Origin of the sequence: Nocardioides sp. NBC_00368 (genome assembly GCF_036090055.1) — a bacterium.
In the GTDB taxonomy this organism is placed as follows: domain Bacteria; phylum Actinomycetota; class Actinomycetes; order Propionibacteriales; family Nocardioidaceae; genus Nocardioides.
Genome location: NZ_CP107970.1, coordinates 2,409,787 through 2,423,115 on the forward strand (window position 1 = coordinate 2,409,787; position 13,329 = coordinate 2,423,115).

Annotated in this window: 12 protein-coding genes; 1 reads left to right on the forward strand and 11 read right to left on the reverse strand. The window is 72.4% G+C overall.

Annotation, left to right across the window (positions count from 1 at the left end; all coding sequences use genetic code 11):
• Positions 1–2: 2 nt before the first annotated feature.
• Positions 3–1,571 (reverse strand): glycosyltransferase, encoded by a 1,569-nt coding sequence (locus OG984_RS11505; protein ID WP_328531712.1) that lies wholly within the window; start codon positions 1,569–1,571, stop codon positions 3–5.
• A 102-nt stretch (positions 1,572–1,673) separates the two neighbouring features.
• On the opposite strand from OG984_RS11505, the gene OG984_RS11510 reads away from it, so the two are divergent.
• Complete coding sequence (locus OG984_RS11510; protein WP_328531713.1) at positions 1,674–3,560, forward strand: rhamnan synthesis F family protein; 1,887 nt, start codon at positions 1,674–1,676, stop codon at positions 3,558–3,560.
• A gap of 6 nt (positions 3,561–3,566) precedes the next feature.
• On the opposite strand, the gene OG984_RS11515 is transcribed toward OG984_RS11510, so the two are convergent.
• From OG984_RS11515 to OG984_RS11560, 10 genes are read right to left on the reverse strand one after another with little or no spacing between them, the layout of a single operon-like run.
• Complete coding sequence (locus tag OG984_RS11515) at positions 3,567–4,532, reverse strand: sugar phosphate isomerase/epimerase family protein (RefSeq protein WP_328531714.1); 966 nt, start codon at positions 4,530–4,532, stop codon at positions 3,567–3,569.
• Between the two features lie 41 nt (positions 4,533–4,573).
• On the reverse strand, positions 4,574–5,581 hold the full coding sequence (locus OG984_RS11520) for a sugar phosphate isomerase/epimerase family protein (RefSeq protein ID WP_328531715.1): 1,008 nt from the start codon (positions 5,579–5,581) through the stop codon (positions 4,574–4,576).
• A gap of 26 nt (positions 5,582–5,607) precedes the next feature.
• Positions 5,608–6,981, reverse strand: coding sequence for an alkaline phosphatase family protein (locus tag OG984_RS11525; RefSeq protein ID WP_328531716.1), 1,374 nt, complete (start codon positions 6,979–6,981; stop codon positions 5,608–5,610).
• A complete protein-coding gene (eboE, locus tag OG984_RS11530) occupies positions 6,978–8,162 on the reverse strand; it encodes a metabolite traffic protein EboE (protein WP_328531717.1) in 1,185 nt (394 codons plus the stop codon). Before eboE ends, OG984_RS11525 begins: the two co-directional genes overlap by 4 nt.
• A complete protein-coding gene (locus OG984_RS11535) occupies positions 8,159–9,016 on the reverse strand; it encodes a TatD family hydrolase (protein ID WP_328531718.1) in 858 nt (285 codons plus the stop codon). Before OG984_RS11535 ends, eboE begins: the two co-directional genes overlap by 4 nt.
• Positions 9,016–9,615 carry an EboA domain-containing protein gene (locus tag OG984_RS11540; protein WP_328531719.1) on the reverse strand — a complete coding sequence of 200 codons (600 nt, stop codon included), beginning with the start codon at positions 9,613–9,615 and terminating at the stop codon, positions 9,016–9,018. The genes OG984_RS11535 and OG984_RS11540 overlap by 1 nt, the downstream gene beginning before the upstream one ends.
• Positions 9,612–10,490 carry a sugar phosphate isomerase/epimerase family protein gene (locus OG984_RS11545; RefSeq protein ID WP_328531720.1) on the reverse strand — a complete coding sequence of 293 codons (879 nt, stop codon included), beginning with the start codon at positions 10,488–10,490 and terminating at the stop codon, positions 9,612–9,614. Before OG984_RS11545 ends, OG984_RS11540 begins: the two co-directional genes overlap by 4 nt.
• Entirely contained in the window at positions 10,487–11,335 is an 849-nt protein-coding gene (locus OG984_RS11550; protein WP_328531721.1) for an SCO3242 family prenyltransferase, read from the reverse strand. Before OG984_RS11550 ends, OG984_RS11545 begins: the two co-directional genes overlap by 4 nt.
• Positions 11,332–12,486 carry an inositol-3-phosphate synthase gene (locus OG984_RS11555; protein ID WP_328531722.1) on the reverse strand — a complete coding sequence of 385 codons (1,155 nt, stop codon included), beginning with the start codon at positions 12,484–12,486 and terminating at the stop codon, positions 11,332–11,334. The genes OG984_RS11550 and OG984_RS11555 overlap by 4 nt, the downstream gene beginning before the upstream one ends.
• Positions 12,486–13,304 carry a ThuA domain-containing protein gene (locus OG984_RS11560; RefSeq protein WP_328531723.1) on the reverse strand — a complete coding sequence of 273 codons (819 nt, stop codon included), beginning with the start codon at positions 13,302–13,304 and terminating at the stop codon, positions 12,486–12,488. The genes OG984_RS11555 and OG984_RS11560 overlap by 1 nt, the downstream gene beginning before the upstream one ends.
• Positions 13,305–13,329: the final 25 nt, after the last annotated feature.

A 13,329-nucleotide genomic window follows, 5' to 3' on the forward strand; every position in this document is an offset into this window, starting at 1 on the left:
ATTCAGCGCACGCCGTTGGAGTAGCGCTCGCGTACGTCCATGTAGTTGCCCCACCGGTTGTTGACGAAGTCCTTCTCCCAGTCGTGGACCGCGTTGTCGCGGCTGACCGACTCGAAGTGGAAGAGCACGACGTCGTGGAGCCAGACCAGCCGCAGGCCGAGTGAGCGACGGACCTTGAGGCACAGGTCGACGTCGTTGTAGTTGACCGGCAGCCGCTCGCTGAACCCACCGGCGTCGAAGAAGACCTCGCGCCGCATCGCGACGCAGGCGCCGGTGAGCGCGGAGGTCTCCCGGTTGATGTGGAGCTCGCCGTGGTTGCCGCGCTCCTCGGGGCGGGCCCGGTAGTAGGCGTGGGTGATGGTGCCGCTGCCGTAGATCAGGCCGGCGTGCTGGATGCGGAGGTCCTCGAAGAGCAGCTTGGGGCCGGTCATCCCGACGTCGGGCTCGCGCAGCGGCGCGATCAGCTGCTCGATGACGCCCTCGGAGTAGGCCTCCATGTCGTCGTTGAGGAAGATCAGCACGTCGCCGCGGGCGTGCGCGGCGCCGACGTTGCACTTGGCGCTGAAGCTGAACTTCTCGGTGAACTCGACGAGCTTGATGTCCGCGCCCTCGATCGCCCGCAGCGCCTCGAGCACCGGCGCGGGGGTCGGGGTGTCGTAGACGATCACGAACTCGACGTCCCGGTGCTTGGTGGCGGCGACGACGGAGCGGACGGTCTCGACGACCATCGCGCGCTTCTCGCCCCACACGATCGCGCTGGTGCCGATCGTCGGGATGATCACGCTGACCGGGGTGTCGAGGTCGGGCTCCCGCTCGACCCGGTAGAGCCCGGGCGAGACGCCGCGGGTGGCCCTCGCCGGGATCCCGAGCCGGTCCAGGTGGGCCTGGACCGCGCGTACGCCGGCGTCCCAGGCGTACGGCTTGGCCTGGTTGTCCGCGGCGGCCGATCCGGGCACCTGGCGCCAGTGGTAGAGCGCGCCGGGGACGTGGACGATGCGCCGGGCGCGCTCGCTGACCCGCAGCACGAGGTCGTGGTCCTGGGAGCCGTCGAAACCCTCCTGGAAACCGCCGACCTCGTCGACGACGGAGCGGCGGAACACCGAGAAGTGGGTGCAGTAGTTGTGGTGGCGCAGCCGCTCCGGGGACCAGTCGGGCTTGTAGTAGGCGTCGCGGAGCTCTCCCGCGTCGCTCATCAGGTCCTGGTCGCTGTAGGCGTAGTCGAGGTCGTCGAACCGGTCGTAGGCCGCGACCATCTTCGCCATCGCGTTCGGCTCGAGCACGTCGTCGTGGTCGAGCAGGGCGACCAGCTCGCCGCTCGCCTCGGCCAGGGAGGAGTTCGACGCGGCCACGATGCCGCCGTTCTCGGCGCGCTCCACGATCCGCACCCGCGGCTCCTTCGCGGCCAGCTCGCGCAGCCGCGGCAGCACCCAGGGCTGCGGTGATCTGTCGTCGCTGAGGATCCATTCCCAGTCCTCGAAGGACTGGCCGAGGACCGAGGCGATCGTGTCCTCGAAGGCCTCTGCGGGCGGGTTGTAGACAGCGGTGATCAGGGACAGCCGGGGCGATGGCATGGTCTTCAGCCTATGCCGCTCACCCGCGGTACGCAGCACCCGACACGGGCCGCGCGACCGTTAGGGTGATGGCCGACATCACATCGTCTCGGAGGTTTGCCCGTGTCCCGGTTGGCAGTGTTGGCGACGTACGACACCGAGGGCCGGCTGTGGCCGCACGTGCGCCGCCAGATCGAGGCGTACGCAGCAGCGGCCGAGGTCGTCGTCGTCTCCGCCGGTGGCCTGCGCGAGGAGGACGGGGCCTGGGCGCGGGCCAGGGCGCAGGTGGTCGAGCGCGACAACGTCGGCTACGACTTCGCCTCCTACAAGGCCGGGCTGGACGCCGCCGGGGAGCTGACGCGCTTCGACCTGGTCGCGCTCGTCAACGACAGCTTCATCGGGCCGGTCGTGCCGCCGGAACGGATCTTCGTGGAGATGGCCGCGCGCGGCGTCGACTTCTGGGGGCTGACCCGCAACGAGGAGCTGGGCGACCACGTGCAGAGCTACTTCGTGGGCTTCACGCCGACCGCGATCGCCTCGGCGGCGTTCGCCGAGTTCTGGCGCGACTTCGAGCCGCTCGACGACCGAGCCGAGGTGATCACCCGCTACGAGGTCGGGCTGACCCGCCGGCTCGCCGAGGCCGGGCTCACCTACGACGCCTACTTCGTGCCGCGGGCGCACGAGCACCGCCGTGCCCGGGCACGAAGGTCCTGGATGGGGGTCAACATCACCTTCGACCCCGACACCGACCCCCACCTGATCCCGAACAAGACCGCCGAGTGGAACCTCGTCCGCACCATCGGCGACCAGCCGCCCAACCCTTGCAACACCATGGCCGACAGCGTGCTCGACGCCGGCCGGCTGCCGATCGTCAAGATCGAGACGCTGCGCGACGATCCTTACGCCCTCGACGCCGAGGCGCTGCTGCGGCACTGCGAGCAGGCCTACCCGAGCGTGTTCGAGGGGGTGCGCGACTACCTCGACCACACCCGCGAGGCCCGCGGCCGCCGGCTCACCAAGGTCGCACCGCTGAGCCCCGAGCGCCGTCTCGACCGGCGGACGCTGGCCTACTGCGCGCCCGTGGCGGGGCCGGACGAAGGTCTCCGACCCTCGAGCCGGTTCTCGCCGGGGTCGCTGGCGGGTGAGAACACTCCCCCGGCCCAGATCGCTGCGCTGGTCGGCTCGGCGCCGAACGTGCTCGAGGTCGGCTGCTGGACCGGCCAGCTCGGCCGCCGGCTCGGCGCCCAGGGGTGCCGGGTGGCGGGTGTCGAGGCGGATCCGGAGGCCGCTGCCTACGCTGGTGAGGCGCTGGCCGAGGTCGTCGTCGCCGACCCCGCCGCCACCGCCCTGAGCGACCTGTTCGACCCCGGCAGCTTCGACGTCGTCGTGCTCGCCGACCAGGTCGAGTACGCCCCGGACCCGGCCGCGGTCCTCGAGGACGCCCACGCGCTCCTGGCTCCCGGCGGGCGGATCGTGGTCTCTGCGCGCAACGCCTCCCACGGCTCACGGCGGCTGGCCGCCCTGCAGGGGCACTGGTCGACGACCGCGCTGCCGGTGGACCGCACCCCGCGGCGATCGTTCAACCGGGCGGGCCTGCTGCGGCTCATGTCCGACGCCGGTCTGGTGGCCACCGACCTGCGCGGCACCGTCGCCGACCCGCTGGTCTCCGACTACGGCGTCCCGCAGAAGACGCTGCCGTACGGCATCGCCGAGTGGGTCCGCGACCAGCCCGACGCCATGGTCGAGACCTTCCAGGTCTCGGCGCGGCCGGCAGTTCCCGGCGAACGAGTCGAAGCCCCGGAGCTCGTCCCCGCCGTGGCCCCCGAGACCGTACGCCTCACCGACGCCCACACCGAGCGGGCCGAGCGGGTCAGGGCCGAGCGGCGCGCCGGCCGCCGGCTCCCCGAGCGGGTCGCGGAGCTCGAGGAGCAGGTCCAGCAGCTGGAGGCGGAGCTGGCCCGCCACCCGTTACGACGGGCGGCGGGCCAGCTCAAGCGGCGCGTGCTCTGAGGTCGGTCAGTAGCGCAGGCGGCGCAGGTAGGAGTAGCCGACCTCCGCGGTGCGGAGCGGGCTGATCTCCGGGGTGTCGTTCTCGACGATGTACTCCTCGACCTCGTGGGCCTCGAAGACCTTCGCGAAGTCGATGAAACCGGTGCCGAGGTCGACGTGGTCGCCGGTGGCGGCGTTGCGGTCCTTGACGTGGTACTGCCGCACCCGCTGCGGGCCCGACTTGATGGTGTCGATGGCGAAGTCGACGGCCTCGTCGTTGGACAGACCCCGGTTGACCCCGCCGGTCACGGCCCAGTAGATGTCGATCTCGAGGTGCACCAGCCCGGGGTCGAGCTCGGTGGTGAGGACGTCCCAGGGAGTCACTCCGCCGCCGAGATCGGTCGTGAACTCGTGGGCGTGGTTGTGGTAGCCGTAGGCGATCCCGTAGCGCTTCGCGGCCGCCGCCTCGACGTTCATCTGCTCCGCCCAGGTCTGCCAGTCGGAGAGCGAGCTCGAGGCGAGGTAGGGCACCACCATGTAGCGCTGGCCGAGGGTCGCGGCGTTCTGCAGCTTGGTCTGCAGGTCGGCGGGCGTGGCGCTGATGCCGTCGTGGGAGGAGGAGGCGCGGATGCCGAGATCGTCGTAGAAGGCGCGCAGCTCGGCCGCGCTCTTGCCGAAGTAGCCCAGCGCCTGCTCCACCCGCGGGTAGCCCATCTCGGCGATCTTCGTCATCGTCGCGTCGAAGCCCGCCGCGCCGTTGAGGTCGTCGCGCAGCGTCCACAGCTGGATGCTGATCCGGCCCGGGGGCACCCGGCAGGCGCCGCGCTTGGCCGCCACGGCCGCGCCGGCCGGCGAGAGCAGGCCCGGCACTGCGGCCAGCATGGCACCGCCGGCGACGGCGCCGAGCGCGCCCTTGACCATCGAGCGACGGCTCAGGCCGCGCTCCTCCAGCGAGCGGCGCAGCGCGCCCTCACCATCGAATCCGTAACACATGGCTGTTTCCTCTCGGGGGGTTTCGAACTCTCGGGGTCGAGTCAGTCGTTGGTGCTGAAGGCGGCGTCGAAGGCCGCCTCCGGGGCGTCGAAGGCGAGCCGGCGGACGAACTCCAGCGCCTCGGGCGCGCCGACGAGACGGTCCATGCCGGCGTCCTCCCACTCGACCGAGATGGGCCCCTCGTAGCCGATGGCGTTCAGCATCCGGAAGCACTGCTCCCAGGGGACGTCGCCGTGGCCCGTGGAGACGAAGTCCCAGCCGCGCCGCGGGTCCGCCCAGGCGAGGTGGGAGCCGAGCCGGGCGTTGCGGCCGTTGCCCGTCTGCAGCTTCGTGTCCTTGCAGTCCACGTGGTAGATCCGGTCGCGGAAGTCCCACAGGAACCCGACCGGGTCGACCTGCTGCCACACCATGTGGCTGGGATCCCAGTTGAGGCCGAACGCCTCCCGGTGCCCGATCGCCTCCAGCGTCGCGACGGTGGACCAGTAGTCGTAGGCGATCTCGGAGGGGTGCACCTCGTGGGCGAACCGCACCCCGCACTCGTCGAAGACGTCGAGGATCGGGTTCCACCGGTCGGCGAAGTCCTGGTAGCCCGCCTCGATCATCTCCTGGGAGACGGGCGGGAACATCGCGACGTACTTCCAGATCGCGGAGCCGGTGAAGCCGACGACGGTCTTGACGCCGAGGTTCTTCGCCGCCCGGGCGGTCATCTTCATCTCCTCGGCGGCCCGCTGACGTACGCCCTCGGGATCACCGTCGCCCCAGATCTTCGCGGGCAGGATGTCCTTGTGCCGCTGGTCGATCGGGTCGTCGCAGACCGCCTGGCCCTTGAGGTGGTTGGAGATCGTGAAGACCTTGAGGTTGTGCTTGGCCAGCAGGTCCAGCTTCGCCTGGACGTACGTCTCGTCCTCGGCCGCCTGCCAGACGTCGAGGTGGTCGCCCCAGCAGGCGATCTCCAGGCCGTCGTAGCCCCACTCGGAGGCCAGGCGGCAGACCTCCTCGAACGGCAGGTCGGCCCACTGGCCGGTGAAGAGGGTGATCGGTCGGGTCATGGTTGTCCTTCCTCAGGGGGAGCTGTTCAGGCGAGCAGAGATGCGAGCAGGTCACGGACCTCGGTGGCCTCGAACCGGTCGCGCTTGGCGGAGGCGTCGGAGCAGACGAGCACCGGGCCGTGCCGTGGGTCGTCCGGCAGCCGGCCGTGGCTGCCCGAGACCGGCGCGGGGTCGAGCGGCACGACGCTCATCGCGTAGCGCAACCCGGCGGTCTTGCGCGCCAGGGTGGCGGCGGCACGGAGCTTGACCCAGCGGTCCTCGGGGTCGAGGAACAGCTCGGCGGGGTCGTAGCCGGGCTTCTTGTGGATCTCGACGCCGCGGGCGAAGTCCGGCGCGTTCGCGTCGTCGAGCCAGTAGTAGTAGGTGAACCAGGCGTCCGGCTCGGCCACCACGACGAGCTCGCCGGCGCGCTCGTGGTCGAGTCCGTACGCCGCCTGGCCGGTGCGGTCGAGGACCTCGGCGACGCCGTCGAGGCCGGCGAGCAGGTCCCGGACCCGTTCCAGGTCGGCGGGGTCCTTGATGTAGACGTGGGCGATCTGGTGGTCGGCGACCGCGAAGGCCCGTGAGGTCCACGGGTCGAGCAGCTCGCCGGTGGCGTTGTGGTGGACGTGAAGCAGGCCTTCGCGGCGCAGCAGCCGGTTGATGTCGACCGGACGGGAGGCGGCGGTGATGCCGTACTCGCTCAGCAGTACGACGCGGACCCCCGCCGCCTCGGCGTCGTCGAGCAGCGGCGCCAGGGTGGCGTCGACGTCGCGGGCGGCCTGGACGGCCTGCGGGCTGTCGGGGCCGAACCGCTGCAGGTCGTAGTCGAGATGCGGGACGTAGACGAGGGTGAGGTCGTGGTCGGGCATCACCTTGCGGGCGGCCTCGACGATCCAGGCCGAGCTCTTGATCGAGGCGGTCGGGCCCCAGTAGGTGAACAGCGGGAACGGCCCGAGCGCCTCGGTGAGCTCGTCGTGGAGCGACGGCGGCCACGTCCAGCAGTCCGGCGACTTCTTGCCGTCGGCGTGGTAGGCCGGGCGCGGGGTGACGGTGGTGTCGACGTCGGCGCCCATGGCATACCACCAGCAGATGTTGGCGACCTTCGCGCCCGGGCGCCGGCGGCGTACGACGTCCCACAGCTTCTCGCCCCGCACCAGCGCGTTGTGCTGGCGCCACAGCAGCACCTCGCCGAGGTCACGGAAGAACCAGCCGTTGCCGACGATGCCGTGGTCGCGTGGCAGCGCACCGGTCAGGAAGGTCGACTGGACCGAGCAGGTGACCGCGGGGAGCACGGTGCCGAGCTCGGCGGTGAACCCCGACTCCCCGACCTGCCGCACCCGCGGCATGTGCTGGAGGAGGTCGGGCGTCATCCCGACCACGTCGATGACCAGCAGCTTCTCACCCAGGTTCTCGCTCATGCCGATGCCTCCTGCAGCTGTTCGAGTCCGGACTCGAGGAGCCGGTCGCGTGTCCAGTCGAGCTCGGCCGCGATGCCCGCGACCAGGCCGGCGTCCCCGTCAGGGCGGAGCTGATCGGGCAGCACGCCCCAGGTGTAGGTCTCCACCTCGAGGTGGTCGGTGTGCGCCACCGGGCCGCCGAGCAGCGCGTCGAGCGTGCCGGCGAGGTGGTCGCGGGTGCTGCGCAAGGGCGGAGCCGGGTCGGCGTGGAGAGGTACGTGGAAGTGCACCCGCCACGGATGCTCGGCCGGCAGCGGACGATGGCCGGCGAGCGCCTCCGGCAGGTCGTCGCGGCTGTCCACCCGCGCGCCTCGGGGCTCGCGGGTCTGGTGGAGGAAGCGGTCCTCGGAGTAGGAGGCGAGGGCGTCCCGGGTCGCCGGGTCGCTCGGGTCGTCGGCGTGCAGGGCCGCGGAGACCTGGACCTTGACGACCGGGAGCCCGGCCACCTGCAGCCGGTCGAGCGCCTCGGTGGCGTCCTCGAACTGGGTGGCGAGGTGGCAGGTGTCGACGCAGATCCCGAGGTGCTCGGGGGCCAGCCCGGCGAGCCGTGTCACCGCGTCACGGGTCGTCTCCACGACACAGCCCGGCTCCGGCTCGAACCCGACCCGGATCGTCCGGCCGTGCTCGGCCTCGATGCCGGCCAGGCCGTCGGCGAGCTCGCCGATCAGCTCCCGGGCGGCCCGGTCGCGGTCGGTGAACCACGGGGTGCGCCAGCCCAGCGGAAGCGTCGAGATGCTGCCGCGGGAGGCATCGTCGGGCAGCAGCGCCGCCAGCACCCGGGCGCAGTCGAGGGTGTAGTCGAGGCGGCGCCGGGTCGACCAGTCCGGGGAGTAGACGTCGCGCTTCACGACCGGGGCATGGAACCCGGCGTACGGGAAGGCGTTGAGGGTGACCACCTCCAGGCCGTGGCGCTCCAGGCCGGTGCGGAGCCGGTCGAGGGTGGCGGGGTCGCCGGCCAGCTCGTGAGCCGTCGCCGCCGGGAGCCAGAGCCCGAGGCCGAGGCGGGGCTCGCCGAGCCGCGCCCGGACCTCGCCGGCGTAGCGGCGGAGCTGGTCGAGGATGCCGTCGACGTCCTCGGCCGGGTGCACGTTGCTGCAGTAGCCGAGGTGGACGACGGTGCCGTCGCGGTGCCGGAACCTCATGCCTGCTCACCTCGGAGCAGCGAGTTGCCGGCGAAGGTCGCACCCCGGTCGGCCTCGGGTACGTCGAGCAGCAGCCGTCCGCTCTGACCGAAGAACTCCACGGGGTTGCGCCACAACACCTTGTCGACGTCGTCCTCGGTGAAACCGGCCGCGAGCATCGCCTCGCCGGTCGCCCTCGTTCGGAGCGGATCCGACCTGCCCCAGTCGGCGGCGGAGTTGACGAGCACCCGGTCGAGACCCCGTCGCTGGAGGATCGCGACCATCCTGTCGGGGTCCATCTTGGTGTCGGGGTAGATCGAGAAGCCCATCCACGCGCCCGCGTCGTCCACGACGTCGACGGTGACCTCGTTGAGGTGGTCGACGACGACCATGCCGGGCTCCATCCCGGCTGCCTCGACCAGGTCGAGGGTGCGGCGGGTGCCGGCCAGCTTGTCGCGGTGGGGCGTGTGCACCATGGCCGGCAGCGCGAACTCCCGGGCCAGCTCGAGCTGCCTGCTGAACGCCTTCTCCTCCTCCTCGGTCATCGAGTCGAAGCCCACCTCACCGACCGCGACGACCCCGTCCTTGGCGAGGTAGCGCGGGAGCAGGTCGAGCACCGGCGTGCAGCGCGGGTCGTTGGCCTCCTTCGGGTTGAGCGCGATCGTGCAGTGGTGGGCGATGCCGAACTGCGAGGCCCGGAACCGCTCCCAGCCGACCAGTGCGTCGAAGTAGTCGACGAACGAGTCGACGCTGGTCCGCGGCTGGCCGAGCCAGAAGGCCGGCTCCACGAGGGCGCGGACGCCGGCGGCGTACATCGCCTCGTAGTCGTCGGTCGTGCGCGAGCTCATGTGGATGTGCGGGTCGAAGATGCGCATCAGGACTCCCGAGTCGTGGTGGTGGGGGCGGGAAGGAACGGCAGGGCGTCGGCGGGCACCTCGCGGCCGGCGGCCCGCCGCTCGGCGGCGTAGTCGGCGACCATCCGGCGCAGCTCGTCGTCGGCACGGGTCTCGAGGCCGGCGACCAGACGAAGAGGTACGCCGACGAAGAGGCACTTGAGGACGGCCTGACGCCACGCGGCGTCGTCGAGACGGGCGGCGTACGTCCCCACTGCGGCGGCCACCAGCCGCGGATCGTTGGTGCGCAGCGCGTCATGGAGCAGGTCGACGGCTCGGTCGCCCAGCACCTCCGAGAGGTGCCCGAGGCCGAGCAGGACCGCCCGCCGCTCGTCGGCGTCGCCGAAGCGGTAGAGGTCGTGGATCTCAGCGCTCAGCCCGTCGGCGTCGTCCGCGAGGCCGCGGCCGAGCGCGTCCAGCAACCGCACCCGCACGTCGTCCTCGACCCGGTCGGCCCCCGGCTCGGGCGAGGTTCCCGGAGTGCGCCCGACCTCCCTGGCCGCGGCCGGGAAGCGGGTCCGGATGCGGGTGGGGTCAGCCTCGATCTCGGCGCACCACTCGGCGAGAAGCGTCTCGTTCATGCCCGCACCTCCGTGGGGTCGGGAAGGGCCGCGTAGGTGTCGCGCAGGAACGCCATGGAGCGTTCGGCGACGGCCGGGGCCGCGTGGGACTGACGGGGCAGCTCGAGCGAGGCGAGCCCGGTGTAGCCGATCTCGGCGAGGGTGCCGAGCGCGGCGACGAAGTCGACCTCGCCGGTGCCCAGCTCGAGGTGCTCGTGGACGCCCTCGACCATGTCGTCGACCTGCACGTTGGCGAGCAGCGGACCTGCCCTGCGGATGGTCTCGGCCATCCCGCGCGGCTCGTTGCAGACGACGTGGCCGAGGTCGAGGGTGACCCGGAGCAGCTCGGGGTCGTCGAGCCGCCGGCGCAGCTCGAGCACCGCGTCGAGGGTGTCGACGAAGTGCCCCGGCTCGGGCTCGACGGCACACACCACCCCGCGCCGGCTGGCGAGGTCGAGGACCTGCCAGACACCGTCGCACAGCCGGCCCCAGGCGCGGTCCTCGTCGACGCCGGCGGGAAGGCTGCCGGACCAGAACGAGACCGCCTCGGCGCCGAGGTCGGCGGCGACCTCGACCGCGCGGTGCAGGTAGTCGACCCGGCGGCTCGCCTCCGGACCCGGGTGGAGCAGCGTCGGGTAGTGCTTGCGACGCGGGTCGAGGATGTAGCGGGCGCCGGTCTCGACCACGACGGACAGGCCGAGCTCGTCGAGCCGGTCGCCGAGTCGCGCCACCCGGCCCGCGAGATTCGGCCGGTAGGGGTCGAGGTGGAGGTGGTCGAGGGTCAGGGCGACGCCGTCGTAACCGAGGTCGGCCAGGAGGGTCAGGGCGTCCTCGAGCCGGTGGCTGTGCATGCCGTTGGTGCCGTAGCCGAACCGCAGCGTGCTGGTCGCGCTCATGTCGGGGACACCACCTTCGAGGCGGCCCTGACGATCGGGCCGGCGGCCAGCAGCCCGACCGCGGCCAGCGGCGAGCGGCGGGCGACGAGGGCGGCCTGGAGCGGGATCATCCCGCGGATCCCGGCGCCGGTGGCCCGCCGGACGGTGCCGGCATCCGGCGAGGAGACCGCGGCCAGCTGGGCGGAGCCGACACTGCCTGCGTACGTCGCGGCGAGGGCGACGGGGAGCGCCGCCCGTCCGTGGCCGGCGGCCAGGGCCGCGGTCGCGACCGTGATCCCGCCTGCCAGCCCCGCGGTGAGGGGCCGGGTGCCGTGGACCTCGCCGCGGCTGAGCAACGTGACACCAGCGGTGTGTGCGGCGAGCAGGCCGGCCGGGACGAGCCCCGCCCGCGTACGCCCGGCCGCAGCCGCCCCGAGGAGCACGTCGAGACCTCGTGCCGCGGCCATCGCGAACGGCCCGGCCGAGGTCTCCTTGAGGACGGTGTCGTAGGCCCACACCGCCCCGGCGAGGGCCGCCGCCGTGGCAGCCGCCGGACGTCCTCCGGCGAGCGCGGCCAGCCCGACACCCGCCGCGGTCAGCCCGACGGCCGCGCCCAGCGCCTGGCGGGGGCTGACCCGGCCCGACGGGATCGGCCGCTCCGGTCGCTCCACGGCGTCCAGGTCGCGGTCGGCCCAGTCGTTGAGCGCCATCCCGGCCCAGTAGAGCGCCACCGACGCGGCCGGCATGGCTGCCGACCGGGCCCGCAGCGGACTGGCCGCGGCCGCCCCGGCCAGGGTGTCGCCCGGCACGGTGAGGGCGGCCGGCAGCCGGACCAGCTCGGCGAAGGCTCGGGCGCGAGGCGTCATGCGCCCACCCGACGGCACCATGCGACCAGGTCTTCCCACTGCGTACCGAGCCGGTGCTCGGTCGAGCCGGCCGGGTCCTTGAAGAAGAACCCGAACGGCAGCGGTCCGCTCTCCCCCACCTCGGCCGCCCGCAGGGTCAGCCGGGCCAGGTCGAGCACCAGCGGCGCGGCCAGCGCCGAGTCGCAGCCGTTCCAGGTGAACTGCAGCGACATCCGCACCCCGAGGAAACCCTCGAAGGAGACGTGGTCGATGGCGGTCTTCCAGTCGCCGTGGTCGGGCACGTAGTCGATGTGCATCGGCCCCTCCACCGGGTGACCGAGCATCGCCTCCAGACCCTGAGCCTTGGTGACCAGCTTGCTCTGCGCGTTGGCCGGGTCGGCGAGCGTGGCGCCGTCACCGCCGCCGAGCATGTTGTAGGAGGCCCAGGCGTTGACCTGCAGCGCCCGCGTCGCGAACATCGGCGCCAGGGCCGACTTCAGCAGCGTCTCACCGGTCTTGCCGTCCGACCCGGCCCACGGGAGGCCGGCCCGCTCGGCGAGCGTGACGAGCACCGGCAGCCGCGGTCCGGGGCTCGGCGTGAACGAGACCACCGGGCAGCCGGCCCGGTAGGCGGCCAGGACGTAGACGGAGCTCGCCGGCAGCGGCGACTCCCCCGCCGCCAGGGCAGCGTCGAGGGCGTCGGGGTCGGCCAGCGGCCCACCGTCGGTGACCTCGGCCGGCGGCTCGGTGCTGGCGACGTCCACCACGACCACCCGCTCGAGCCCGTGCTCCTCCCGGAAGGCCAGGAGGTCGGCGGTCAACCGCTCGACCGCAGCACCCTGCGGCTCGGCGCCCGCCGGGTCATAGCCCGTACGCAGCCGCCCCTCGACCTCCTCGAGCTCACCCGCGATCGCCGGCAGGATCCCGGCCGGGAGGACACCGCCCGCGGCGAGCCGCTCGGCCCGCTTCACGAGCGGCTCGGTGCACAGATCGTGCCCGCCGATCACCAGGTCGTCGAGCGAGGGCAACCCGGCAGCGGCGATCTCCGGCTGCTCGGCCACCAGCCCGACCCGTCCGGCGAGCCCGGCGCGCACGGCCAGCGCGCCGACCGTGGTGGTGACACCGACCGAGCCGCAGGCACCGACCAGCCAGACACCGACTCTGCTGCCCATCAGCCCGCCTCGCAGCGGAACGGGGCGACCCCCGCAACCATCTGGATGCCGCCGAGCACGTGGGAGAGGAACGCCGGCTCGGTGAACGACTCGTTCGTGTGGCCCATCCCGGTGTAGAAGGCCCGCCCGCCGTCGTACTCGTGGCACCAGGCGATCGGGTGCGGGTCACCCATGGCGAACCGGCCGGGGTTGTAGCTGGTCTCGTCGAGGTCGGCGAGGACCCGGATCGAGTCGGCGGGACGGTCGCGGAAGCTGTACCACTCGTCCCAGCGCGTCCACCGCTTCGGCAGCTCGGCCGTCGCCGCGGTGTTGCGCGCGTGGACCTTCACGGTCGCGGTCTGCTGTGCGGGATGTCCGGCGAAGTAGGCGCCGACGAGCCCGCCGTACCAGGGCCAGTTGTACTCGGTGTCGGAGGCCGCGTGGACACCCACGTAGCCGCCGCCGTCCTGGATGTAGCGCTCGAACGCCGCCTGCTGCCCTGCGTCCAGCACGTCACCGGTCGTGGAGAGCCACAGCACCGCCTCGTACTCAGCCAGGCTGGTGTCGTTGAACACGGCCGCGTCCTCGGTGGCGGTCACCGTGAAGCCGTTCTCGGCGCCGAGCTGCTGGATAGCCGCGATGCCGTTGGGGATGGAGCCGTGCCGGAACCCCGCGGTCTTGGAGAACACCAGGACGTCGTACGTCCCCGACCCCTCGCTCCCCTCGGAGCTGTCGGCGCTCGCGGCCGGCGACGGCGACAGGCCCGGGGCCATGGCGGCCACCGCCACCAGCCCGATGCTCGCGATCAGCGTCCGGAACCTTCTCGATGCATACCTCATGGTGCTGTCCCTTCTGTGCTCAACG